Origin of the sequence: Thioalkalivibrio sp. ALE31, assembly GCF_000377405.1 — a bacterium.
Taxonomy (GTDB): Bacteria; Pseudomonadota; Gammaproteobacteria; order Ectothiorhodospirales; family Ectothiorhodospiraceae; genus Thioalkalivibrio.
The window spans coordinates 461,861-484,970 of record NZ_KB905020.1 but is presented as its reverse complement, the minus strand read 5'-3'; the positions used below and the strand labels follow the sequence as shown (position 1 = coordinate 484,970).

At 67.5% G+C, this 23,110-nt stretch carries 21 protein-coding genes; 13 read left to right on the top strand and 8 right to left on the bottom strand.

The window, feature by feature from the left end:
- Positions 1-350: 350 nt before the first annotated feature.
- Positions 351-1,580: a methyl-accepting chemotaxis protein gene (locus D103_RS0102285; protein WP_018875668.1), complete on the top strand. Its 1,230-nt coding sequence runs from the start codon at positions 351-353 to the stop codon at positions 1,578-1,580.
- Positions 1,581-1,592: 12 nt separating this feature from the next.
- Here D103_RS0102285 and D103_RS0102280 read toward each other — a convergent pair whose 3' ends face one another.
- Positions 1,593-3,146: a DUF255 domain-containing protein gene (locus tag D103_RS0102280; protein ID WP_018875667.1), complete on the bottom strand. Its 1,554-nt coding sequence runs from the start codon at positions 3,144-3,146 to the stop codon at positions 1,593-1,595.
- A gap of 125 nt (positions 3,147-3,271) precedes the next feature.
- On the opposite strand from D103_RS0102280, the gene D103_RS0102275 reads away from it, so the two are divergent.
- The 5 genes from D103_RS0102275 to D103_RS0102255 all read left to right on the top strand — a co-directional run bounded on the left by D103_RS0102275 (position 3,272) and on the right by D103_RS0102255 (position 8,603).
- Positions 3,272-3,736 carry a phosphate-starvation-inducible protein PsiE gene (locus D103_RS0102275; RefSeq protein ID WP_018875666.1) on the top strand — a complete coding sequence of 155 codons (465 nt, stop codon included), beginning with the start codon at positions 3,272-3,274 and terminating at the stop codon, positions 3,734-3,736.
- Between the two features lie 167 nt (positions 3,737-3,903).
- A complete protein-coding gene (locus tag D103_RS0102270) occupies positions 3,904-4,680 on the top strand; it encodes a hypothetical protein (protein ID WP_026280234.1) in 777 nt (258 codons plus the stop codon).
- An 87-nt stretch (positions 4,681-4,767) separates the two neighbouring features.
- Positions 4,768-5,866 (top strand): peptide chain release factor 2 gene (prfB, locus tag D103_RS0102265; RefSeq protein WP_155984731.1). Its coding sequence is split into 2 segments (ribosomal slippage): positions 4,768-4,839 and positions 4,841-5,866, totalling 1,098 coding nucleotides; the frame shifts between segments, so codons are not numbered across the junction.
- A gap of 24 nt (positions 5,867-5,890) precedes the next feature.
- Positions 5,891-7,381 carry a lysine--tRNA ligase gene (gene lysS, locus D103_RS0102260; RefSeq protein WP_018875664.1) on the top strand — a complete coding sequence of 497 codons (1,491 nt, stop codon included), beginning with the start codon at positions 5,891-5,893 and terminating at the stop codon, positions 7,379-7,381.
- A 94-nt stretch (positions 7,382-7,475) separates the two neighbouring features.
- Positions 7,476-8,603, top strand: coding sequence for a PQQ-dependent sugar dehydrogenase (locus D103_RS0102255; RefSeq protein ID WP_018875663.1), 1,128 nt, complete (start codon positions 7,476-7,478; stop codon positions 8,601-8,603).
- Between the two features lie 112 nt (positions 8,604-8,715).
- Here the strand turns inward: D103_RS0102255 and glgB are convergent, their stop codons facing one another.
- Positions 8,716-10,929, bottom strand: coding sequence for a 1,4-alpha-glucan branching protein GlgB (gene glgB / locus D103_RS0102250; protein WP_081618344.1), 2,214 nt, complete (start codon positions 10,927-10,929; stop codon positions 8,716-8,718).
- A gap of 229 nt (positions 10,930-11,158) precedes the next feature.
- Here glgB and glgC point away from each other — a divergent pair, with 229 nt between their 5' ends.
- The 3 genes from glgC to malQ are packed head-to-tail and all read left to right on the top strand — an operon-like array spanning position 11,159 to position 15,691.
- Positions 11,159-12,424, top strand: coding sequence for a glucose-1-phosphate adenylyltransferase (gene glgC / locus D103_RS0102245; protein ID WP_018875661.1), 1,266 nt, complete (start codon positions 11,159-11,161; stop codon positions 12,422-12,424).
- Entirely contained in the window at positions 12,414-14,162 is a 1,749-nt protein-coding gene (locus D103_RS0102240) for a glycoside hydrolase family 57 protein (protein WP_018875660.1), read from the top strand. Before glgC ends, D103_RS0102240 begins: the two co-directional genes overlap by 11 nt.
- A gap of 53 nt (positions 14,163-14,215) precedes the next feature.
- On the top strand, positions 14,216-15,691 hold the full coding sequence (malQ, locus tag D103_RS0102235) for a 4-alpha-glucanotransferase (protein WP_018875659.1): 1,476 nt from the start codon (positions 14,216-14,218) through the stop codon (positions 15,689-15,691).
- 105 nt (positions 15,692-15,796) lie between these two features.
- Here the strand turns inward: malQ and D103_RS0102230 are convergent, their stop codons facing one another.
- The 6 genes from D103_RS0102230 to D103_RS0102205 form a co-directional block, all read right to left on the bottom strand.
- Positions 15,797-16,387: a hypothetical protein gene (locus D103_RS0102230; RefSeq protein ID WP_018875658.1), complete on the bottom strand. Its 591-nt coding sequence runs from the start codon at positions 16,385-16,387 to the stop codon at positions 15,797-15,799.
- Positions 16,388-16,589: 202 nt separating this feature from the next.
- Positions 16,590-17,234 (bottom strand): class I SAM-dependent methyltransferase, encoded by a 645-nt coding sequence (locus tag D103_RS0102225; protein ID WP_018875657.1) that lies wholly within the window; start codon positions 17,232-17,234, stop codon positions 16,590-16,592.
- Between the two features lie 26 nt (positions 17,235-17,260).
- The gene (locus tag D103_RS0102220; RefSeq protein WP_018875656.1) at positions 17,261-17,947 is read right to left on the bottom strand and encodes a zinc metallopeptidase; all 687 of its coding nucleotides are present in this window, start codon (positions 17,945-17,947) and stop codon (positions 17,261-17,263) included.
- 107 nt (positions 17,948-18,054) lie between these two features.
- Entirely contained in the window at positions 18,055-20,367 is a 2,313-nt protein-coding gene (locus D103_RS0102215; RefSeq protein ID WP_018875655.1) for a mechanosensitive ion channel domain-containing protein, read from the bottom strand.
- A gap of 271 nt (positions 20,368-20,638) precedes the next feature.
- On the bottom strand, positions 20,639-21,361 hold the full coding sequence (mtgA, locus tag D103_RS0102210; RefSeq protein ID WP_018867078.1) for a monofunctional biosynthetic peptidoglycan transglycosylase: 723 nt from the start codon (positions 21,359-21,361) through the stop codon (positions 20,639-20,641).
- Positions 21,361-21,603, bottom strand: a complete 243-nt coding sequence (locus tag D103_RS0102205; RefSeq protein WP_018867077.1) for a hypothetical protein — start codon at positions 21,601-21,603, stop codon at positions 21,361-21,363. Before D103_RS0102205 ends, mtgA begins: the two co-directional genes overlap by 1 nt.
- Here D103_RS0102205 and D103_RS0102200 point away from each other — a divergent pair.
- From D103_RS0102200 to D103_RS0102190, 4 genes are read left to right on the top strand one after another with little or no spacing between them, the layout of a single operon-like run.
- The gene (locus D103_RS0102200; protein WP_018867076.1) at positions 21,602-21,931 is read left to right on the top strand and encodes a hypothetical protein; all 330 of its coding nucleotides are present in this window, start codon (positions 21,602-21,604) and stop codon (positions 21,929-21,931) included. The genes D103_RS0102205 and D103_RS0102200 overlap by 2 nt on opposite strands.
- On the top strand, positions 21,924-22,337 hold the full coding sequence (locus tag D103_RS0102195; RefSeq protein ID WP_038028168.1) for a thiol-disulfide oxidoreductase DCC family protein: 414 nt from the start codon (positions 21,924-21,926) through the stop codon (positions 22,335-22,337). Before D103_RS0102200 ends, D103_RS0102195 begins: the two co-directional genes overlap by 8 nt.
- Positions 22,338-22,345: 8 nt before the next feature.
- Positions 22,346-22,498, top strand: coding sequence for a DUF2256 domain-containing protein (locus tag D103_RS13625; protein ID WP_081618343.1), 153 nt, complete (start codon positions 22,346-22,348; stop codon positions 22,496-22,498).
- The gene (locus tag D103_RS0102190; RefSeq protein WP_018875653.1) at positions 22,495-23,073 is read left to right on the top strand and encodes a histidine phosphatase family protein; all 579 of its coding nucleotides are present in this window, start codon (positions 22,495-22,497) and stop codon (positions 23,071-23,073) included. Before D103_RS13625 ends, D103_RS0102190 begins: the two co-directional genes overlap by 4 nt.
- The last annotated feature ends 37 nt before the right edge of the window (positions 23,074-23,110 follow it).

The following is a 23,110-nucleotide window of genomic DNA, read 5'->3' as shown; positions in this document are numbered from 1 at the left end:
GGCACGAAGAAGGGCCAGGTCAAGGGCGAAAAGCGATAACAGGAAGGCTGGAAGACAGGAAGGGGCTGGTGTTGTGCGCCAGGTGATTGGCCCCAGTACAAGGCTAATCACAGCGTGTTGTGATTGCCGAGGGCCCGTAAACACTTCCAAATTTCGCGTCGTCCTGTGAAATGCTTTTGCCCTTGCCCTTCTTCGTGCCTTCGTGTGCTTCGTGGTGAATACGGTTTTCGCGTTGCGGCGAGGCGTTGGAGTTGAGCTGGATCAGGGCGGCGGGGGATGGGCCGGGCGATACTCTGGCGGGCTCAAGGCCGGGCGCGGGTGGTCGTTAACGAAGCCAAAGGAGGGTGTCGATGAAGATTGGGAATCTGGGTGGGCTGCGGCTGAAGCTGATTATTCTGGTGATCGTGGTGAGTACGGTGCCGCTGTCGATCATGGGCGGGGTGACCTTCCACACCATGAAGGGCGATCTTGCCACCGGGGTCGACGATGCCCTGGTGACCCAGCTGTGGTGGTTGCTGTGGGCGCTGTGGGTGGTCGCGTTCGTGGTGGCGCTGGGGATTGGGTGGTTCTATGCCAATGTGCTGACGCGGCCCCTGGAGCGCCTGGCCGAGGGGCTGGAGGCGATCGGCGAGGGGCGCGCGGATCTCGGGCACCGCGTGGAGGTGACTACGGACGACGAAATCGGCCGCACCGGTGCAGCCTTCAACACGGTGATGGGCCGGCTCTCCGGGCTGATCCGGCAGGTCGCGGATGCGGCCGACGGCATCGCCGCCTCCGCGCGGCAACTGGAGGGTCGCAGCAACGAACTGACCCGGGCGACCCACGAGCAGCGCGGCGACGTGGAGCAGGTGGTCACCGCGATGAATCAGATGTCCGCCACTGTGCAGGAGGTGGCCAACAACACCCAGAGCACGGCCGAGAGTGCCGGTCAGGCGACCCGGGCGGCGGAAGGCGGACGCACCGTGGTGCAGGCCACGCAGGGCGCGATCAACACCCTGGCCGGCGAGATCCGCCAGGCGAGCCACGTGATCAGTGAGCTGAAGGGCGACAGCGACAACATCGGCACCATCCTGCAGGTGATCGAGGAGATCGCCGAGAAGACCAACCTGCTGGCCCTGAACGCCGCGATCGAGGCGGCGCGGGCCGGCGAGGCCGGGCGGGGATTCGCAGTGGTGGCCGACGAGGTGCGTCATCTGGCACAACGCACGAACGACTCGACCGGCGAGATCCGCGAGATCATCCAGCGTCTGCAGGGTGGGGCGACCCGCGCGGTACAGGCGATGGAGGTGAGCCAGCAGCACGCCGAGACCTCGGTGGAGAAGGCCGGCGAGGCGGGCGAGACCCTGGAGTACATCCACGACTCGGTGACCACCATCGACGACATGACCCGCCAGGTGGCCAGCGCGACCGAGGAGCAAAGCCAGGTGGCGGAGGAAATCAACCGCAACATCCACCACATCAATGACATCGCGGTGCGCAACGCCGACGGGGCCAACGAGATGCAGCAGGCGGTAGAGGCCCTCGAAGGGCTGGCGCAGCAGCTACAGAACGAGGTTGCGGGTTTTCGTCAGCAGGGCTGATCCGGCCTGGCGTCAGAAGCCCCGGCGCAGGGCGTCGAAGCCCAGGGCGACGTCGTCGGGATCCGCGCCGGGCTCGATGCGCAGGCGGTCACGCACGGTGTCGCGGTCAATATGGGACGCCTCGATCGCGTCGTCGGGCAGGCGATACAGCCACCAGGCGAGCGCGGCCTGGGTGCGGGTCTCCGACCAGGGCTCCAGGTCCGTCCCGATCCGCTCGGCATGCGTGCCCAGCTCCGCGTCGAAGAAGGGCTCCAGTCGATCCAGCGCGGCGACCGGGTCGGGCAGGTCCGGACGTTCGCCATCCAGTGCCTCCACGGCGCGCGCCAGTTCCTGGCGGGCGATCTCTGGCCAGATCTGTGAGGGCAGGTAGCCCTCCATCGCCGGCCGTCCGCCGGCGGTGATGCCGTGCAGGTAGCCGCTGCGGGTGAGCAGATAGCGGTCGAGCGCCTCCAGCGCCTCGCGGGCCCACTCAAGGGTGTCGCGGTCTTCCAGTACCCGCGCCAGGTTGGCGAGCGCGGCGATGGCCTGGCCCGAGGTGTCGGCATAGGTGTTGCGGTCGACCCGGGGTGGATCGGCCTGCGTGCGGGTCTCCGGGTCCAGCTGATAGTAGTCGCGGTCGGCGTACTGGCTGTTGCCGAAGCGCATCTGACGGGCGTCCCACAGGTGGTCGCGCAGATAGTCGCGAATGCCGCGCGCGATCTCCGCGTAGTGTTCGTCGCCGATGTGCTCGTAGGCCTCGGAGAACAGCCACAGGAACGCGGCGTTCTGATCCAGGCGCTTGGAGGTCTCCAGGGCCAGGACCGGGTCGCGCTGGTCGGGATCGTGGAAGAAGAAGAAGCCGCCCTCGACCTCGTCGTAGAGATCCTCCGCGATCTGGTCCAGCAGGCCGGGCATGCGTTCCTCCCAGTCGTCACTGGCCAGCAGGTAGCGGTAGGTCCAGGGTTGCGGGCGCTTGCTGAGCGTGCCGAATGTGGCGCTGCCGCTCAGGCGGTCGGCGCGCTCGTCATAGACCTCGTCGAGCATCTCCATGAAGGCCTCGAGGCCGTCGATCGCCGCGTCGTCCGGTGTGATCTCGCGGCCGGTGACCGAGAACATGTCGCGCTGCGCCTGGAGGATGCTCTCGAGGTCACGGGCATTCACGTGGCCGGTGAAGCGGGTCAGCATCTCGTCTTCGTGATTCACGATGACCACGAAGGGCAGGCCGCGCCCGCCATAACGGCGGAACAGGTCGGCGCGTTCGTCCAGGTCGACGAGGACGGGGATGTAGTGCTCGTCGATGACATCCACCACCGACGGGTTCTCCAGGGATTCGTCCTGGAAGTCGCGGCACCAGGTGCACCACTGGCCGTGGAAATAGAAGAAGATCGGGCGTTCGCGCGCCTCGGACTCGGCGAACAGCCCGCTGTCCCAGCTTTGCCAGTCGATGCTGGAGTCGGCCGGATAGTCCTCCGCGGCCGCGGGCAGGGCCAGTGCCAGCAGAGCCAGGCCGGCGAGTACGGCGCCCACCGATCCCGCGCGTCGGCGGAGGGGCGAAAAGCTGCCGATAATGGGAAAGCGGTGGCGCATGGCAAGGGCCAGACTCTCTGTATCTAGTGTTATAGACCAGATGGACAAGCGCACGTTCAGGCCCGGAGCGGGTGATACGATGGCACGAGTCCTGGATTCGCGAATCCTCGCAACAAGGGAGAGTCATGAACATCGAACACACCGGGCGCCGCGCCCTGCATCATGTCGAGGTGGCGGTGCTGGTCGTCATTGCCGTGGCCACCGTGATCGCGATCCTGCAGGAGATCGCCACCATGATCTCGGCGATGTGGGTGGGGCTGGCCGATCTGCTGTTGCTGTTTATCTTTCTCGAAGTGCTGGCCATGGTCGGGATCTACCTGCGATCCCGGCGCCTGCCGGTGCGCCTGCCGATCTATATCGCGATCGTCGCGCTGGCACGCTACGTGATCATCGACATGAAGGAAATGTCGGAGTGGGAGTTGATCGCGGTGACGGCAGGCATCCTGATCCTGGCCGGTGCGGTGCTGGTCCTGCGCTATGGCCACATCCGGTTCCCCTATGACGACGAGGGACGGGTGGCCCCGGGGATCGAGAACGATCCAGCCGGGGAGCGGGACGTGCCCAAGGGGCGTTACGGGTCCGATCAATGACTGGAGGCGGTGCGGAACGCCGGGTCCGGTACCTGCTCCCGGGGCTATGGGCCTCGCCCGGGGCGACTCGGGACGATGCGTCGCGACCCGTGCGGCGTCTGGCCCGCTGGCTGGGACGCGCCCGGCCCGTGGGTGCGGGGCCGGGCGCGGAAGGCTGGGAGGCCGCGCTGGCCGAGTGCCTGGGGTATCAGCCGCGGGGGCGTGGGGCGCGGACCTGGCTGGCCCAGCCGGTGCACTTGACGCCCGGGATGAAGGAGCTCGTGGCCTCGGCGGTAGAGCCCGTGGCGGACGCCGAGCGCGAGGCGTTGTGGGCGGCCGCGCAGCCGGAACTGGAGGCGGCCGGCGCCACCCTGGGCCTGGGCGAAGACGGCCTGTGGGAGCTGCAGCTGGACGCCGAGGGCGAGGCCTCCGGCCCGCCGCCGTCTGTCGGGCTCGGTCGATCCATGGTGGCCCCCTCGCTGCAGGGCGATGTCGCGCGGCGTCTCCAGGTCCTGGCGACCGGCTTGCAGATGGCGTGGTTCCAGCACCCCGTCAACCTGGAACGCGAGCGTGAGGGACGTGGTGCGGTGCATGGGCTGTGGCTATGGACGCCGGGCTTTGCCGGCGGAGCCAGCGACGTGAGGCGCGTCTGTGGCGGCGGGGCGATCGGCCGCTGGCTGGCACGGGGCGCCGGTATCGACTGGTGCCCGGATCCGGCCTGCACGCCGGCGGAATCCGGCGACACGGTGGTCGTGGTCGACGCGCTGGGGGCCCCGCCGTCCCCCGAACGACGCCTGGAGCTGCTGGAATCGGTCGCCGATGACGTGGTCGCGCCCGGGGTGTGCGGCGTGTTCCGCGGGGAACTGCGTGCGCTGGAGTTCGTGGACCCGCAGTCCAGCCACCCCGTACTGCGGCTCGACCGCCGCCAGGCGCTGGCCTTCTGGCGCCGCCCAAGGCGGCCCTGAAGCCGCGTGCCGGTGTTATACTGCGCGGCTTTTCTCGCCACCTGATGGAACGTGCCGTGCGCGCCACGACACCCGACGGAAACTGCCATGGAACTGAACGCGCTGTACTCCCGGATCGATGACCTGAAGGGCCGCCTGGACGCCCTTAGGGGGTATCTTTGACTACCCGGCCAAGGAAGAACGGCTGGAAGAAGTCCAGCGGGAGCTGGAGCAAAACCCCGACATCTGGAATGACCCGGAGCAGGCCCAGGCCCTGAACAAGGAGCGGGCCCAGCTCGAGGGTGTGGTCATCAACATCCGCGAGATCGGCACTCAGCTGGACGAGAGCCGGGACCTGCTGGAGATGGCCGAGGCGGATGACGACGAGGAGACGGCGGCGTCGGTCGAGACCGATGTCGACGCCCTGACCGCGCGCGTGGAGGGGCTCGAATTCCGCCGCATGTTCTCCGGGGACATGGACGAGGCCAACGCCTACCTCGACATACAGGCCGGCTCCGGCGGCACCGAGGCCCAGGACTGGGCGAATATGCTGCTGCGTATGTACCTGCGCTGGGCCGAGCACAAGGGCTTCAAGGCCGAGGTCACCGAGCTCTCCGAAGGCGAGACGGCCGGGATCAAGAGTGCCACCGTGCACATCCAGGGCGAGTACGCCTTCGGCTGGCTGCGCACCGAGACCGGTGTGCACCGTCTGGTGCGCAAGTCGCCGTTCGATTCCGGCAACCGCCGGCATACCTCGTTCGCCTCCGTGTTCGCCTCGCCGGAGATCGACGAGAACTTCGAGATCGAGATCAACCCGGCCGACCTGCGGGTGGATACCTATCGGTCCTCCGGCGCCGGCGGGCAGCACGTGAACACGACCGATTCCGCGGTCCGCATCACGCACGTCCCGACCGGGGTGGTCACCGCCTGTCAGGCGGGACGTTCGCAGCACAAGAACCGCGAGATGGCGATGAATCAGTTGCGCGCCAAGCTGTACGAACGCGAGTTGCAGGAGCGCAATGCCGAGAAGCAGGCGGTGGAGGACACCAAGTCCGACATCGGCTGGGGCAGCCAGATCCGCTCCTACGTGCTCGACCAGTCGCGGATCAAGGATCTGCGCACCGGCGTGGAGGTCGGCAACACCCAGGCCGTGCTCGACGGCGACCTGGACCAGTTCATTGAAGCCAGCCTGAAGAGCGGGCTGTAACGCTTTCTTTTACCGGGATTCCCGATGACCGAGATTACCGACGAGAACAAGCTGATCGCCCAGCGGCGCGCCAAGCTGAACGAGCTGCGCGAGGCCGGCCCGGCCTTCCCCAACGACTTCCGCCGCGATGCCCTGGCGGCCGATCTGCACGCCGCGCATGACGACACCGAAGGCGAGGCGCTGGAGGGGCAGGGGGTCCGCGTGACGGTCGCCGGGCGCATGATCGGCAAGCGCGTGATGGGCAAGGCGAGCTTTGTCCGCCTGCGCGACCAGTCCGGGGACATCCAGCTGTTCGCCCAGCGCGACAGCCTGCCGGAGGGCGTCTACGCGGCCTTCAAGCACTGGGATCTGGGCGATATCGTCGGCGGGCAGGGTACGCTGTTCAAGACGAAGACCGGCGAGCTGACGGTGCAGCTGGACGAGCTGCGTCTGCTGACCAAGAGCCTGCGCCCGCTGCCGGAGAAGTTCCACGGCCTGACCGACCAGGAACAGCGCTACCGCCAGCGCTACGTGGATCTGATCACCAGCCCGGACAGCCGCGAGCTGTTCCGCACCCGCACCCGAATCGTGCGCTACATCCGCGAGTACTTCGAGCGCGAGGACTTCATCGAGGTGGAGACCCCGATGATGCAGGTGATCCCGGGCGGCGCGACCGCGCGGCCGTTCGCCACCCACCACAATGCGCTGGACATGCCGCTGTACCTGCGCATCGCGCCGGAGCTGTATCTGAAGCGCCTGGTCGTCGGCGGCTTCGAGAAGGTCTTCGAGATCAACCGCAATTTCCGCAACGAGGGGCTGTCCACCCGGCACAACCCCGAGTTCACCATGCTCGAGTTCTACGAGGCGTTCGTGGATTACCATGCGCTGATGGACCGCACCGAGACGCTGCTGCGCGGGCTGTGCGAGGACGTGCTGGGCACGACCACCATCGAGTATCAGGGCGAGACCTACGATTTCGGCCAGCCGTTCACCCGCATGACGGTGCGCGAGGCGATCCTCGAGCACAACCGGGAGATCAGCAGCGAAGACCTGGGCGATATCGACAGGGTGCGCGCCCACTGCGAGCGGCTGGAGATCCCGATCAAGGCGAGCTTTGGACTGGGCAAGCTGTGGACCGAGATCTTCGAGTACACCGCCGAAAACAAGCTGCGCCACCCGACCTTCATCACCGCCTATCCGACCGAGGTCTCGCCACTGGCGCGGCGCAACGACGACGACCCGTTCGTGACCGACCGCTTCGAGCTGTTCGTCGGCGGGCGCGAGATCGCCAACGGCTTCTCCGAGCTCAACGACCCCGAGGACCAGGCCGAGCGCTTCCAGGCCCAGGTCGCGGAGAAGGACGCCGGCGACGACGAGGCGATGCACTACGACGCTGACTACATCCGCGCCCTGGAGTATGGCCTGCCGCCCACGGCGGGCGAGGGCATCGGCATCGACCGCCTGGTGATGCTGCTGACGAACAGCCCGTCGATCCGTGACGTGCTGCTGTTCCCGCACCTGCGCCCGGAGGCCTGATTCGGCACACCACGCCGTCGCGTGAACAATCCCCCGGTCGTCGTGTCCCATTTCTGCAATGGCAGATAACGGGAGGTACGGCATGCGAGAGGCAATGACACGAGGCTACGCCATCCGCACCGGTGCGCTGGTCGCGGGGCTGGCGCTGGTGGGCTCGGCCCTGGCCGGCGAAGTGGTCGAGGAAGGCATCTCCAGCGAGTACGAACGTTTCGATCTTGTGCGGGTAGCCGGTGATCTGGAGCACCCCTGGTCGGTGGCCTTCCTGCCGGACGGTGGCTATCTGGTGACCGAACGGACGGGTGCGCTGAAACAGGTGCGCGATGGCGAGGTGAGCTCGGTCGAGGGTGTGCCGGATGTCGTGGCGCGCGGCCAGGGCGGCTTGCTGGATGTCGTGCTGCACACGGACTTCGCGGCGAACCACCGGGTGTATTTCACCTATGTCACCGGGGATTCCGACCAGTCCTACACCGCGCTGGGGCGCGGGCGTCTGGAGGACGGGGCCCTGCACGAGGTGGAGGAGCTGTTCCGTCAGGACCGGGGCGGGAGCAATCCGGGCCACTTCGGTTCGCGGCTGGCCTGGCAGGCCGATGGCACCCTGCTGATGACGATCGGCGATCGTCGGCAGGAAGACCCGTCCCAGGACCTTTCCGCGCACACCGGGTCGCTGCTGCGCCTGACCGAGGATGGCGAGGCCCCGGCGGACAACCCGTTTGTCGACCGCGATGATGCCCAGCCACACATCTTTGCCTATGGCCTGCGCAATTCGCAGGGTCTGGTGGTGGATCCGGCGGACGGCACGATCTGGCTGACGGACCACGGGCCCCGGGGTGGGGATGAACTGAACCGTATGGAAGCCGGGGGCAACTATGGCTGGCCGGTGGTGTCGCGGGGGCGCGACTATCGGTCCGAGGAACCCTTTGGCGAGGCGCGTCACGACGCGGACATGATCGACCCGGTCTACGAGTTCCTGCCGACGCTGGCGCCGTCCGGGCTGGCGATGGTGACCGCGGATCGCTTCGAGTCCTGGCAAGGCAATCTGCTGGCGGGTGGCCTGCGTGCCGAACGGATCCTGCGCATCGTGATCGAGGACGACGAAGTCGTGCACATGGAAGAGCTGCTGCACGGCAAGATCGGGCGCATTCGTGATGTCCGCGAGGGACCGGAGGGGCACATCTATGTGCTGACGGACCATTCGGATGGCGGGCTTTATCGCCTGGAATGAGCCCGATCCCGATCCCGAGCCCATGGCCGGCATTGGGGCCGCGAGTTCCGGGCCCGCACGGGCCTGCAAACAGGAGCCGGTCTTAGCGGCTTCGGCCCGAGGCGCCCCGACGTCAGTCGCCGGCTGGCTCCAGTAACAGGGCCGCCAGTGGCGGCAGATGCAGGTAGAGTGTCGCGGGGTGCCCGTGGCGTTCCACCGGCTCGGCATAGGCCTCCGCCGGGCCGCGCGAGCCCCCACCGTAGACCTCGGCGTCACTGTTCAGGGTGACCCGCCAGCGCCCGGCGTGGGGCGCGGGTACGGGGTAGGCCGGGCGCTCCACCGGCGTCAGGTTCAGCACCACCACGACCTGGCGGCCCTGGTGGTCGCGGCGCACGAAGCTCAGGGTGGAGTGCGCGGCATCGTCGCAGTCCAGCCAGTCGAAGCCGTCCGGTTCGAATTCCCGGGCGTGCAGGGCGGGGTCGGCGCGGTAGGCGCGGTTCAGATCCCGCACCAGGTTCTGCAGGCCCTGGTGCAGCGGGTACTGCAGTACGTACCAGTCCAGTTCGCGATCCTCCGACCATTCCGGGCCCTGGCCGAATTCCTGGCCCATGAACAGGAGTTTCTTGCCGGGGTAGAGCCACTGCCAGCTGTAGAGCAGGCGCAGGTTGGCGTGCTGTTCCCACTCGTTGCCCGGCATGCGTCCGCGCAGGCTGCGCTTCCCGTGTACCACCTCGTCGTGCGAGAACGGCAGGACGAAGTTCTCGCTATAGGCGTAGAGCTGGCCGAACGTGAGCTGGCCGTGGTGGTGCATGCGGTAGATCGGGTCCATCCCGAAGTAGGTCAGGGTGTCGTGCATCCACCCCATGTTCCACTTCATGGTGAAGCCCAGCCCGCCCATGGACGGCGGGCGGCTGACCCCCGGCCAGGCGGTAGATTCCTCGGCGATCATGGCGACGCCCGGATGACTGGTCTGGACCGTCTCGTTCAGGTGGCGCAGGAAGTCGATGGCCTCCAGGTTTTCGTTGCCGCCGTGGATGTTGGGCAGCCAGTCCTCGCCTTCGCGGTCGTAGTCGCGATAGAGCATGGAGGCGACGGCATCCACGCGCAGGCCGTCGAGGTGGAAGTCCTCGACCCAGCACAGGGCGCTGGAGAGCAGGAAGTTGCGGACCTCGGGGCGCGAGTAGTTGAAGATCAGGGTGCCCCAGCCGCGGTGCTCGCCGATGCGCGGGTCGGCGTGTTCGTACAGCGCGGTGCCATCGAATCGGGCCAGCGCGAACTCGTCGCGCGGGAAGTGGCCGGGGACCCAGTCGAGGATCACGCCAAGACCGGCCTGATGGGCCTGGTCGACGAAATGGCGAAAGTCGTCCGGCTGACCAAAGCGCGAGGTGGGTGCGAAGAAGCCGGTGCTCTGGTAGCCCCAGGATCCGTCGAACGGGTGCTCGGTGACCGGCAGCAATTCGAGATGGGTAAAGCCCATGTCGCGGGCGTAGGGCACCAGGCGCTCGGCCAGCTCGCGGTAGCTGGGCCAGTGGCCCTCGGGACTGCGCTGCCAGGAGCCCAGATGCACCTCGTAGATGCTCATTGGCCGATGCTTCCAGGCCTCCGGATCGCGGTTGCGCATCCAGTGCTCGTCATTCCAGGCATAGGTGCTGGCCTCCTGGATGCGGGCGGCGGTCTCGGGGCGAACCTGGTAGGCGCGGGCGTACGGGTCGGTCTTCAGGTGCAGGCTGCCGTGCTCGCGATTGCGGATCTCGAACTTGTACAGCGTTTCCGCGGTCATCCCCGGTATGAACAGCTCCCAGATGCCGCTGCCCGCGTGGACGGTCATTGGATGGCAGCGCCCGTCCCAGCGGTTGAAGTCGCCCACCACCGACACGCGTTCGGCGTTGGGCGCCCACACGGCGAAGCGCACGCCGTGGATGCCGTCGCGGGCCATCGGATGGGCGCCCAGCATGCGATGGGCATGCCAGTGGCGGCCCTCGGCGAACAGGTGGCGATCGAATTCGGGGATGTCCGGGGCAAAGCTCCAGGGGTCAATTGACTGCAACGTGGATGTGCCACCCTCGGGCATCCAGTCCAGCTGCGGGTGCGCGGGGAGGGTGTCCACCGGCCCACGCCACAGGAACAGCCCGGGGAATCCCGAGGCGGCGTCCATGGGTATGTGGCGCCCGTCGCAAAGTGTGATGGAGGCCTCCGTTGCATGCGGTAGCCAGGCCCGATAACAGGTGGTTTGTTGATCCAGCGCATGGCGCCCCAGGACGCTGTGCGGATCATGGAGCCGGGCCTCGGCCAGGCGCGCTAACGGATCGGCGACGGAACGGGTGCATTTGTCGGGGGCTGTTGCCATACTCGGATCAAGCTCGCGTTTGGGTCGTGGAATAGTGCGGTTCAGGCCGGGTCGGCAGAACACGTGAGTACAACATACTAGGGAAACACTGATTAATGTACGCGCGCTTGTCGGATACCGCGGTTCCACGAGGCGGGTCAGGGCACACACCGAGCTTTGTCCGCGGGTGGGAGCGAGGACCCAGCGAGCGGGTACATGCGGACGTGTTTGCCTCGACAAGGATGGGTGCATGAGTCCACAACCGCAACGTTACGTCAGCCGCCTGACCCGGGAGACCCTTGCCCTGATCCTGGCCGGCGGACGCGGCTCGCGACTGAAACAACTGACGCTGTGGCGCGCCAAGCCGGCCGTGCCCTTCGGCGGCAAGTTCCGCATCATCGACTTCCCCCTGTCCAACTGCATCAACTCGGGTATCCGTCAGGTCGCCGTGGTGACGCAGTACAAGGCGCACTCGCTGATCCAGCACATGCAGCGGGGCTGGAGCTTCCTGCGCGGGGAATTCGGCGAGTTCATCGAGCTGCTGCCGGCGCAGCAGCGCATCGAGACCTCCTGGTACGCGGGGACGGCCGACGCGGTCTACCAGAACATCGACATCATCCGGCAGCACAATCCGCGCTATGTGCTGATCCTGGCCGGGGACCACATCTACAAGATGGACTATGGCCAGATGATCGCCTTCCACGTGGAGAGCGGCGCGGACATGACGGTGGGCTGCCTGGAGGTGGAACAGGAGCGGGCCAAGGCCTTCGGCGTGATGGGGGTGGATGCGTCCAGCCGCATTACCTCGTTTGCGGAAAAGCCGGAGGACCCGGCGCTGATCCCCGGCAGCAAGACCCACTCGCTGGCCTCAATGGGGATCTATGTGATCAACACCGAGTTCCTGTTCGACCAGCTGATCAAGGATGCGGACGACACCTTCTCCAGCCACGATTTCGGCAAGGACATCATCCCCGGCATCATCGAGCGAAACCAGGTGATGGCCTATCCGTTCCGTGACGAGCAGGGCGTGCGCCAGGGCTACTGGCGCGATGTAGGGACCATCGACTCCTACTGGCAGGCGAATCTGGAGCTGATCGGGGTGACGCCGGGGCTGAACCTGTACGACTCGGAGTGGCCGATCTGGACCTATCAGGAGCAGTTGCCGCCGGCCAAGTTCGTGTTCGACGACGAGGACCGCCGTGGCATGGCGATCGACTCGATGGTCTCCGGGGGCTGCATCATCTCCGGGAGCACCGTGCGCCACTCCCTGCTGTTTTCCAATGTGCAGGTCAACGCCTGTGCCACCGTGGAAGACTCGGTGATCCTGCCCAGTGTGACAGTCGGCGAGAACTGCGTGATCCGCAATGCGGTGATCGACAAGGGCTGCAAGATCCCGGACGGGACCGAGATCGGGGTGGACGACGAGGCCGATGCCCGCGACTACTTCGTCTCCCCGGGCGGGGTGCGCGTGGTGACGCCGGAGATGCTCGGACAGGCGACCCACCATGTCCGCTGAATCCGGCAGTACCACCGCGCTCGCCACCCAGCCGCCGCAGCTCGACGTGGTGCTGTGCTGGCATATGCACCAGCCGCAGTACTACGACTCCGGGGCTGGCGAGTATGTTCTGCCATGGACCTACCTGCACGCGCTGAAGGACTACACCGACATGGCCGCGCACCTGGAGGCCTGTCCCCAGGCGCGCGCGGTGGTGAATTTCGCGCCGATCCTGCTGGAGCAGATCGCGGACTACGGCGAGCGGCTGGAGGCCGGGATCGGCAATCGCTCGAGCTTCGGCGACCCGGTGCTGGACCTGCTCCAGCTGGATATCGTCCCGGTGGATCCGGTGCAGCGGCGCGAGATCCTGCGCGTCTGCCTGCGCGCGCATGCCCCGCGCATGATCGAGCCGTTCCCGCTGTTCGAGCGCCTGGCGACCCTGGCCCGCCAGGCGCTGGAAGACGCCGTGCTGCTGGCGCATCTGGACAACCGCTTCTTCCAGGATCTGGCGACCTGCTATCACCTGGCCTGGCTGGGGGAGACCGTGCGCCGCGCCTATCCCGAGGTGCAGGGCTGGCTGAAGGCGGATCAGGGCTTCAACCGCGACGTGCGGGGCCGCCTGCTGAAGCTGATCCGCGACGAGGTCAAGGCGATCCTGCCGCGCTACCGCGAGCTGGCCGAGCAGGGGCGCGTGGAGCTCTCGTTCACCCCGTATGCCCATCCAATCATGCCGCTGCTGCTGGATCTGCAGTCGGCGCGCGAGGCGATGCCGGATGTCGAATTGCCGCAGGCGCCGGCGTACCCGGACGGAGAGGCCCGGGTGCGCTGGCATATCGAACGCGGCCTGGCGGTGTTCGAGCAGTACTTCGGCTTCCGGCCACGCGGCTGCTGGCCTTCGGAGGGCAGTCTCAGCGAGGCGACCGTGCGCCTGCTGGATGACTACGACATCTGCTGGACCGCCAGTGGCCAGACCGTACTCGGCAACAGCCTGGCGGCGGCCGGGGAGACCGCCGAGTCGCATACCGGTTCGGCGGAGCAGGAGGGCTGGCTGCATCGTCCGTATTGCCTGAAGGGGGCCCGGACGGAGCTGTTCTTCCGCGACGACGGGCTTTCCGATGCGATCGGGTTTCGCTACGCCGACTGGCACGCCGACGACGCGGTCGGGGACTTCGTGCATCACCTTGAGAACATTGCCGCCGTCTCGCCCGACGGGGGCGTGGTGGCGGTCATCCTGGATGGCGAGAACGCCTGGGAGTACTACCCGGAGAACGGCTTCTACTTCCTGCGGGCGTTGTACGAGCGGGTAGCGGAGAATCCGCGGCTGAACCTGTGCACCTTCTCGGACGTCTGCCAGCGCACGGGTCCGCGGACGGATCGCGGCGAACTCACGGGCATGGTGGCGGGCTCCTGGGTCTACGGGACCTTTTCCACCTGGATTGGCGACCCGGACAAGAACCTTGGCTGGGACCGCCTGATCGAGGCCTGGACCGCCGTGGACCAGGCCATCGCGCGGCATCCGGAACTGGATACGCCGGAGCTGCGCAAGCAGCTCGCGGTATGCGAGGGCTCCGACTGGTGCTGGTGGTTCGGGGAATACAACCCCGCGGGTTCCGTCAGCGACTTCGAACAGCTCTATCGTCGGCATCTAGCCCGCCTGTACCAGCTGGCGGATCTCGATGTGCCCGACTCGCTGGGCGAGGTCCTCTCGGTCGGGGGCGGTGATCCCGCGGCGGGCGGTACCATGCGCAAGGGCCAGTAACTGTGTGCCAAGTAACCATGTGCCCGGTAACCATGTACGAGGGGCCGTAGCGGATGGAGGCGGGCGAAGAACACTGCAACCCCCTGATGCAGCGCCGCCGCGCGGGGGTCCTCCTGCACCCCGTGTCATTGCCGGGCCTGGGTCCGGTCGGGACGCTGGGGGACGAGGCCTTTCGTTTCCTCGACTGGGCGCGGGATGCTGGCTTCAGCCTGTGGCAGATCCTGCCGTTGCACCCGCCGCAGGAGGACGGTTCGCCGTATGCCAGTATCTCCGCCTTCGCTGGCGATGTGCGCCTGATCGACCCGCAGCGCCTGGCGGCGCGCGCGGGCCTTGCGGACCCGACGCTGCCCGTCGACACACTGCTGGAACAGGCGCGGGAGCGGCTGGAGCAGGCCGGCGATGGCTGGGCGCAGGCCTACCAGGCTTTTCGGGATTCCCAGGGCCCGGTGTGGCTGGAGGACTTTGCCCGGTTCGTGGTGATCCGGGCCCGTGAAGGCGGCCGTCCCTGGTGGGAATGGCCGGCCGCCTTGCGCGACCGCGATCCGGATGCCCTGGCGGCTGTGGAGGTCGATGCGGCCCGGGAGCTGGAGGCGGTACGCTTCGCCCAGTTTGTGCTGTTCGATCAATGGCAGGACGTTCGCGAGCATGCCCGCGCACGGGACATCCTGATCCTGGGCGACATGCCGATCTTCGTGGCGCACGACTCGGCCGAGGTCTGGGCCCACCGTGACCTGTTCGATCTGGACGACACGGGGCACCCGCTGACCGTGGCCGGCGTGCCACCGGACTACTTCTCCGAGACCGGGCAGCGCTGGGGCAACCCGCACTACCGCTGGGACCGCCTTGCCGAACGCGGCTACGACTGGTGGGTGGAGCGGCTGCGCTGGACCCTGGAGACGGTAGACGCCGTGCGCATTGATCACTTCCGCGGCTTCGAGGCCAGCTGGGCGGTGCCGGCGAGCGAGCCGGATGCCACGCAGGGGCACTGGGTGCCGGGGCCGGGCGCGGACTTCTTCGAACAGCTTCAGACCCGTCTCGGCGTGCTGCCGTTGCTGGCCGAGGACCTCGGCGTGATCACGCCGGAGGTGACCGCTCTGCGCCTGCGCTTCGATCTGCCGGGCATGCGCATCCTGCAGTTCGCCTTCGAGGGCGGGCCGGACAACCCGTACCTGCCGGCGAACCACGACGATCTGAGCGCGGTGTATACCGGCACCCACGACAACGACACCACGCTGGGCTGGTTTCGCTCCCTGGAGCCGTCCCTGCAGCAGCACGTGATCGCAACGCTGGACGAGGGCGGGGCCGAGGAGATGCCCTGGCCGCTGATCCGTGCGGCCTGCCGTTCTCCGGCACAGCTCGCGATTCTGCCGATGCAGGATGCCCTGCAACTGGGTTCGGAGGCGCGCACGAACATTCCCGGTACGGTGGACGAACGCAACTGGACCTGGCGCTTTGACTGGAGTCAGCTGCCCGAGGGACAGACCGAGGCGCTGCGCGCGCTGGCGCAGGAGACCGGCCGCCTGGAATGAGGGACCGTTCGGCCCGCGCGCCTCAATGCAGGCATGGGCCCGACACAAGAAAGCCCGGCCCCTTGACGGGGACCGGGCTTTTTCATCGGGTCTACGGTGACGCGATTAGCGCATCATGCCGCCGCCCTGGCCACCCTGTTGCTGCTGCATCTGCTGCTGCAGGCTCTGCATGCGCTGGATGACGTCGTCGATATCGGCGTTTTCCTGGCGCATGGCGGCCATCAGGTCTTCCCGCAAGGCTTCCTGGGCCTCCCGGATCTCTTCATCCTGAGCGACCGCCTGCTGGGCCTCCTGCAGGTTCATCTGCGCCTGCTGCACGTCTTCGGACTGGATGACTTCCTGGCGCTGTTCGGCGCTGAGGTCCGGATCGCGCAGGCGTTCCTCGGCGGACTCGAGGGTTTCCAGGTCCCGACGCGGCTGATAGCCGGCGGACTCCATCTTGTCCAGGACCAGATTTTCCAGCTCTTCGCCCTTCTGTTCCAGCTGCGGATTGTTCTGGATGGCCTGCTGCTGGGTCTCGGCGAGCGTCTGCTGGAGCTGCTGCATCTCCATCTGCGGGTTGCCGCCCTGACCGCCCTGCATGCCCATGCCGCCCTGACCCTGCTGGCCCATGCCCTGCGCCATGGCGAGCGGGCTGGCCAGCGCAAGGGCGGCCGCGGCGATCAGTCCGGCGACGGACCGGGAACGAATCTTCATAGAGTCTCTCCTGCTTAAGTAGTAACGGTAGCCTAGACAAGCGCACTTAACCCCAGCTTAACAAGCGTGGCGCTTTCATGCCCGACAAGGGGGCGTCCAACCTGGCGAGTGGCACCTGGCGAAGACGATCCGCGGATGGAGGAGTTCCCCGGGGCCCCGTGGCGGGCGTATCCGTGTGATGCCCGTCGCGGTTTCGGGTTGATCAGGGCGGATCGCTGCGCGTGAACAGCGCTATGTCGCGCGCGGGCAGCGCGAGGGCGCAACCCAGCCGGTCGGCGATCCAGTGCAGGGTGTCGGGCCCGTAGAACGCGACGTGGGTGGGGTCGCGGCGATAGTGCCAGCGGCGGAAGCGGTCCGCCGCGGGCGGCCATTCGGTCATTACGCCAAGAACGCCGCCCGGGCGCAGGTGGGTGCGCAGCGTTTGCAGCGTGTCCAGGGGGTTGTGCAGGTGTTCCAGAACCTCGGTGCAGGTGATGATATCCCAGCCGGAGTCGGGTGCGTCGGGCCAGGTGGGTGCGAAGGCGGGGTCCCAGGTATCCATGGTGTAGCCGCGTGTCCGCAGCAGGGCCGCGAGAACGGGTTGGGGGCCGCAGCCCCAGTCGAGGCCGCGGGCAGGTGGCGGCAGGGCCTCGAGCAGCGGTTCGATCAGCCGCTGCAGATGCGCCTGGTAACCAGGGTCATCGGGCCGATTCTCGTGGGTGCGGTAGTACGCACGTTCCGTCTCGCGGTCGGGCCAGACCCCGGGGTCGAGGTGGATCAGGCGGCAGTGGTGGCAGCGGCGATAGTCACCGGGTGAGGGGTCGCCGAGCCCGCGGTGATGGAACGGCCGGGTCGGCAGGCCGCACAACGGGCAGGCTGGCCGAGCGGAGGCGCTCAGCGGCGCAGGTAGCGGAACCACGAGGCGATGTTCAGCAGGCTCATCAGGGATTGCGAGAGGTAGGTATAGGCGGCGGCCTTCAGGATGCGCTCCGCATGCGGGTAGTCGGGTGGGTGCAGGTAACGCCCGTCACGCAACATCGGCATGGCCCGGCGGAAGCTGGCGTCGAACTCCGTGGGGAGAGTGACCAGGTGGGCCAGCGTGGCGAGCCCCATGGAGAGGACTCCGGCCAGCAGGAACAGGAACGCGGGCGCCGGATGCCGGGCGAGCAGGGTGACAAAGGGGATGGCGACCAGCAGCCAGGCGCCGATCTGCTGTCCGTATCCCGCGACGCAGACCAGGTAACTGCGCATGCGCAGCGGGGCGTAGCCCTCGGCATGCTGGATGGCGTGTCCGACCTCGTGGGCGGCCACGGTGACCGCCGTGAGGGAGTGGCCCTCGTGGTTCTCGGGCGACAGCCGCACGGTGCGGGCGTCGGGGTCGTAGTGATCCCCGTGCGTGGTGCTCTCCACCCGGACCTTGTGCAGCCCGTGACGGTCCAGCAGATCGCGGGCCAGTTCCGCGCCTGTGCCGTCGTAGCGGTCCCCCGGCTGGTGGTACTTCTTCATGACGTGACGGACCCAGAGGCCCGGGGCCCAGGCGAGGAACAACAGCAACGGCGCGAGCAGGATCAACAGTCGCATGCGGCTATATTGACCCAAATCCCGCCCTGGCGGAAAGGGTAAGCCCGTTCGGGATGACCGCGCGTGGCGGCAGGCCACTCAGCCGGCCGTTCGCCCCGCTGGTTGCGTCAGTCCTCGGACTCGTCGTAGTCGCCCTTGTGCTTCGGGTTCGGGCGGGCGCGCCGGTCGCGTGAATAGTCCCGGTCGTCGGCGTCGCCCTCCGGCGCGGCCTCGATCATGCGCAGGTTGGCCGCGGGGGCCGACCCGTCCTTCTCCTGACCGAAGTAGATGGTCTGGTGCGGGAACGGGATCTCGATGCCGGCGGCGTCGAAGTGCTTCTTGACCAGGCGGTTGAACGCGCGGCCCAGGCCGAACTGGGTGCCCGGCAGGGTCTTGATGCGGACACGCACGTTGACCGAGCTGTCGGCCAGGGCGGTGACGCCGTGCACCTCCATTTCGTCGAGGATGTTCGGACCCTGGTCGGGGTCTTCCTTGAGTTCCTCGAAGGCCTCGCGCAGGCGCACGATGACCTCGTCGATGTCCTCGCGGTAGGCGACGCCGTACTCGCCCACGTGGTAGGCGAATTCACGCATGTAGTTGGACACCGCATCGACCGAGGAGAACGGGATCAGGTGGTAGGTCCCGGACAGGTCGCGCAGACCCAGCGAGCGGATGGTCAGGCGTTCGACCACGCCAGTCGTTCCGGCGACGGTGACTACGTCACCGACGTTGATGGCGTTCTCGAGCTGGATGAAGACCCCGGTGATCACGTCCTGGACCAGTTTCTGGGCACCGAAGCCGACGGCCAGGCCGAGGACGCCCGCGCCGGCCAGCAGCGGCCCGATGTTCACGCCGATCTCGGCCAGCACGATCATGGTGGTCATCACGATCAGCACGATGGCGACCGCATTGCGGAAGATGGTCAGCAGCGTGGCCTCGCGGGCCGTCGGACCGCCGTCGCCGGTGTTGGGGTTCATGCGGTGTTCGATCCAGCTGGCGAATACCAGCCAGATGGCGAGCACGCCCAGCAGGATCAGGGCGACCGAGATCGCGGTGCCCAGTACCGCCATGCCGGTGTCGGAGGCGAGCCAGGTGGTCAGGCTGAAGGCGCCCCAGGCATCCGCGATCACCGCCAGCACGATCAGCAGGATCACCAGGCGCATGACCTTCAGCGCCTTCGGGATGTACGAGTTCAGGCGCAGTTCCAGCGACGGGAACTTCTCCCGGGTCTCGTCGGGCACGCGGATCTGCCGGCCGATCAGCTGCGTCAGCAGGTTGGCGACGAACACGCCCGCGAAGGCCGCGAGCAAGGTCTGACCGGTGGCCTTGGCCATGAAGGGCAGGGCGTCTTCCGGGCGCGTGACGCTGACCACGGCCAGCGCCAGGAAATAGAGCAGTGCGATCCAGTGCCAGAAATTCGCCAGCAGCGAGATCACGATCCGGGTGAAGGCGAACTCGGCCCGGTTGGCCATCGCGATCAGGCGGTCATGCACCCGGCTGCGGTTCTGCAGGATGATCACGGCGGCGTACAGGAACGCCGTCAGCATCACGATCAGCCCCAGCGAGCGCCCCGCCTCGGAGGAGATCTGGTTGTTGGCGATTGGCACCAGCAGCAGGAGGCCGTAGCCAATGTAGCCCACGATGCGCGCCAGCCAGGCGTTCCAGTAGGCGGCCTCGTCCCCGGCCATCGGCAGCAGGCGCAGACCGTGGTAGCGGGTGGCGAAGATCAGGCGCAGCGCCGCCTTGGTCACCTCGATCAGCAGGAAGGCGTTCAGGAACAGCGAGTGGCGCGTGTTCATCTCGCCCGACTCGCCCAGTACGAACAGCGCGAGGGCATAGCCGGCCAGCCAGGCGAGGATGACGATCAGGAAGTCGATCGCGGCGGCGAGGACGACGGCGGGCAGTGCCCGCATCAGGCGCATGTGCTCCGCGGCATTCAGGGCCCAGCGGTCGATGCCGGTAAACAACGGGGCACCCAGGCGGCGCAGGATCAGGAACACCACCACGGTGAATACAATGATGATCGCCAGATCGAGCACGGCCATCCCGAAAACCTTCGGTTCGATTGCACGGACCTGTTCGGCGATGTCCGCGGCGATGTCGTTGAGGGCCCGGATCTCGGCCACGGTGCCCTCGGCCAGCGACTGGGTCAGCTGGGCAATCTGGCGCGCCACCGATTCGCTCTCGCCGGTGTCCACCGGGACGGCATCTTCGGCCGTCTCGCTCTCGCTGGCGCCGCTGTCGGCGCGCAAGGCTTCCAGCAGGCGTTCGCGTGCCTCCTCGTTTTCCAGCGCGTCGATCAGCGTCTGCCGCAGGTCATTGCCGGAATCCGTCGCGCCGGCATCCTGGGCAGAGACGGCCCCCAGCGGCACGGAGAACAGCAGGGCGGCGAGGACGAGCAGGCGGGAGAAGAAGCGAAACGGCGAGCGCTGGTGGGTCACGGCAAACCTCAATGTTCGGGGGGCATCCATGGGAGCCGCGCTCATGGCGTCCATGTCGATGGACCTATTGAACGGCGGTTCGCCCGTGCGGTTAGTGCGAGCAGTCTAAAGGCTCGAAGTTCCCCGCCACAATGCGGGCCGGGGGTGCGTCCGGGGATGGCCGCCGCCCCTGGCGGAGCCTTGCCATGATGGGGGAAAGCACGCTCATCGCGAGCGCCAAAGGCGCGGGGCGATCTCCGTGCCCGACCTCGGCGTCGGTCGGGCACGAGGCTTACTCCAGCAGCATCGGGTCCAGCCAGGCGATCCCGAGCTGGGCCATCTGCTGCTCCACCCAGGCGATACGGCGGTCCAGTTGCGGGCCCGGCTGGACCGGGTTCATGCGCCCGGGGCTGGGGAGGATGGCGGCCAGGCGCGCGGACTGGTGACGGTCCAGTTCGGTGGCGGAGACACCGAAGTAATGCTGGGCGGCGTTCTCGATGCCGTAGATGCCGGGGCCCCATTCCGCCAGGTTCAGGTAGATCTCGAGGATGCGTCGTTTCGGCCACAGGGTCTCCATCCCCAGCGTGAACCCGGCCTCCAGCGACTTGCGCACCCAGGACCGGCCGTGCCACAGGAACAGATTCTTGGCGGTCTGCTGGCTGATGGTGCTGGCACCGCGCAGTCGCCCGCCGCGCACATGATCGCCCAGCGCCTGGCGCACCGAGCCCCAGTCAAAGCCGCGATGGTTGGGAAAATGCTGGTCCTCCGCGGCGATCACCGCCAGCATGAGGTGGCGGGGCAGGTCATCCAGACGCTGCCAGTCCGGGCGCCGGTTGGAGGCGGTCTGCCAGTCGGTGGCCACCACCATGGCCATGCCGTAGGGCGGGTCGACGCGAGCGAACAGCACCACCAGCGCGAACATAACCCCGATGCCCAGCGCCAGCAGGAATGCGGTCAGCCCGGCCACCCAGAGGAGCAGGCGGCGCAGCGGGCGGCGCTTGCGGCGGGCCGCCATTACCGTACCCCTGCCGCGCGCGGCGCACCGGCGAAGTCGATGTTGCGGATGCGGGTCTCCATGAGGCGCAAGGATAACGCTTGCGCGTGCCGGCCGGGGCGGTTTTCGCGATGCGATCCGGTCGTGTCGGCCCGCTGCCGGTCGAACTGTTTGCCCGTTTCGTGGCCCAATGGCGGAGGGGCTGCCCGACCGACCCCGAAATCCGCCTCGACAACCCGACCGTTCGCGAAGGAGAGAGCCATGGACGTATTGCCCTATCGCTATGTGACCCCGAGCGGCGAGGCCGTGTCCTTCGAGTTTCGTCTGCACCCCGAGACGGGTTCGGCGGTGCGGGTGCAGCAGTTGCTGGACCGGTTGACCGATACCCTGGATAACGAGATCGGGGTGCTGGGGGACACCTGCAACGGGGATGTGCTGCAGGCCCTGGCGATGGCCCTGGCGGTGCGTACCGAGATGATCCCGGCCGACCCCGAGATGACCCAGGGACTCGCGCGCGATGTGGTGGAGCGCGCGTTGAAATCGCTGGGCGAGGCGCAGCACCAGCAGACCGGGCCGGTGGGACATGCCTGACCCGGCCGCGAACCGACCGCCAAAGGCCCCCGGACGCCCGATCGTGTTCTTCGATGGCGGCTGCCCGCTGTGCCGTCGCGAGATCGGCCACTACCAGCGCCTGGATACCGCTGCCGCGGTCGACTGGCGCGACATCCACGCCGATGCGGCGCCGCTCGCCGCCTGGGGCATCACCTGGGACCAGGCCATGCAGCGCATGCATGCCGTCAGTCCCGAGGGCCGCATTCGCAGTGGCGCGTGGGCCTTCGTGCTGGTCTGGCGGCATCTGCCGTATTACCGCTGGCTCGGCGGCGTGCTGCATCGCCTTCCGCCGGTCGTCTGGCTGATGGACCGCGTCTACAACGTGATCGCCCGCTATCGCTGGCGGTCCCGCTGCGACGACGGGGTCTGCCGCCCGGGGAGGTAACGACCGCCGTGGCGCATGCCAAGCCGCATCTGCCGCAAAAGACCTGCGCCGTGTGCGGTCGGCCGTTTGTCTGGCGCAGAAAGTGGGCGCGCTGCTGGGACGAGGTGCGCTACTGTTCCGACGCCTGCCGGCGTCGTCGTACGAGGAAAACGGCGTCATGAAACGCTCTGCATTCCCGGGGATCTGGGCCGTGATCGTGCTGGCACTCGCTGTGCCGCTGGCGGCGGACGATCTGGCCGAAGAACGCGTGATCGTGGCGCAGTTGCAGGAGCCGCAGCGCATCCTGCTGATGCGTCATGCCCTGGCGCCGGGGATTGGCGACCCATCGGGCTTTGATGTCGACGACTGCGCCACGCAGCGCAATCTCTCCGAGGAGGGCCGCGCGCAGGCCCGCGAGACCGGCGAACGCCTGCGGGCCGCTGGGCTGGATGCGATCCGGGTATTCGCGGGTCCCTGGTGTCGCAATTTCGATACCGCGGAGCTGCTGGGCTATGGCGAACCGGTGGTCCTGGAGGCCCTGGGATCGGTGTTTCGCACCAACGCCCCGCACCGTGAGCGGCGCATGCGGGCGTGGCGCGAACACCTGGCGGAGGAATACCGGCAGGCGCAGGGACCTGCGGTCTACGTGACCCACCGGGCCAACATCATGGAGCTCAGCGGGCGCAGCATCGGGGCCGGGGCGATGCTCGTCGTCGAGATCGACGCCGATGGCAGTGCCCGTCCGGTGGGACAATAGGCGGGCGTCCTGAGCGGGGCGCCGGTCCTTCCAGCAT

What these genes read in the sequence shown, in the direction of transcription:
- D103_RS0102280 (WP_018875667.1), bottom strand. Translation starts at nt 3,146, where the DNA reads ATGCGCCACCGCTTTCCCATTATCGGCAGCTTTTCGCCCCTCCGCCGA.
- D103_RS0102205 (WP_018867077.1), bottom strand. Translation starts at nt 21,603, where the DNA reads ATGGCTCTCTCCTTCGCGAACGGTCGGGTTGTCGAGGCGGATTTCGGG.
- glgC (WP_018875661.1), top strand. Translation starts at nt 11,159, where the DNA reads ATGAGTCCACAACCGCAACGTTACGTCAGCCGCCTGACCCGGGAGACC.
- D103_RS0102200 (WP_018867076.1), top strand. Translation starts at nt 21,602, where the DNA reads ATGGACGTATTGCCCTATCGCTATGTGACCCCGAGCGGCGAGGCCGTG.
- D103_RS0102195 (WP_038028168.1), top strand. Translation starts at nt 21,924, where the DNA reads ATGCCTGACCCGGCCGCGAACCGACCGCCAAAGGCCCCCGGACGCCCG.
- D103_RS0102230 (WP_018875658.1), bottom strand. Translation starts at nt 16,387, where the DNA reads ATGAAGATTCGTTCCCGGTCCGTCGCCGGACTGATCGCCGCGGCCGCC.
- D103_RS0102255 (WP_018875663.1), top strand. Translation starts at nt 7,476, where the DNA reads ATGACACGAGGCTACGCCATCCGCACCGGTGCGCTGGTCGCGGGGCTG.
- mtgA (WP_018867078.1), bottom strand. Translation starts at nt 21,361, where the DNA reads ATGGCGGCCCGCCGCAAGCGCCGCCCGCTGCGCCGCCTGCTCCTCTGG.
- D103_RS0102190 (WP_018875653.1), top strand. Translation starts at nt 22,495, where the DNA reads ATGAAACGCTCTGCATTCCCGGGGATCTGGGCCGTGATCGTGCTGGCA.
- lysS (WP_018875664.1), top strand. Translation starts at nt 5,891, where the DNA reads ATGACCGAGATTACCGACGAGAACAAGCTGATCGCCCAGCGGCGCGCC.
- glgB (WP_081618344.1), bottom strand. Translation starts at nt 10,929, where the DNA reads ATGGCAACAGCCCCCGACAAATGCACCCGTTCCGTCGCCGATCCGTTA.
- D103_RS0102220 (WP_018875656.1), bottom strand. Translation starts at nt 17,947, where the DNA reads ATGCGACTGTTGATCCTGCTCGCGCCGTTGCTGTTGTTCCTCGCCTGG.
- D103_RS0102240 (WP_018875660.1), top strand. Translation starts at nt 12,414, where the DNA reads ATGTCCGCTGAATCCGGCAGTACCACCGCGCTCGCCACCCAGCCGCCG.
- D103_RS0102285 (WP_018875668.1), top strand. Translation starts at nt 351, where the DNA reads ATGAAGATTGGGAATCTGGGTGGGCTGCGGCTGAAGCTGATTATTCTG.
- D103_RS0102275 (WP_018875666.1), top strand. Translation starts at nt 3,272, where the DNA reads ATGAACATCGAACACACCGGGCGCCGCGCCCTGCATCATGTCGAGGTG.
- malQ (WP_018875659.1), top strand. Translation starts at nt 14,216, where the DNA reads ATGGAGGCGGGCGAAGAACACTGCAACCCCCTGATGCAGCGCCGCCGC.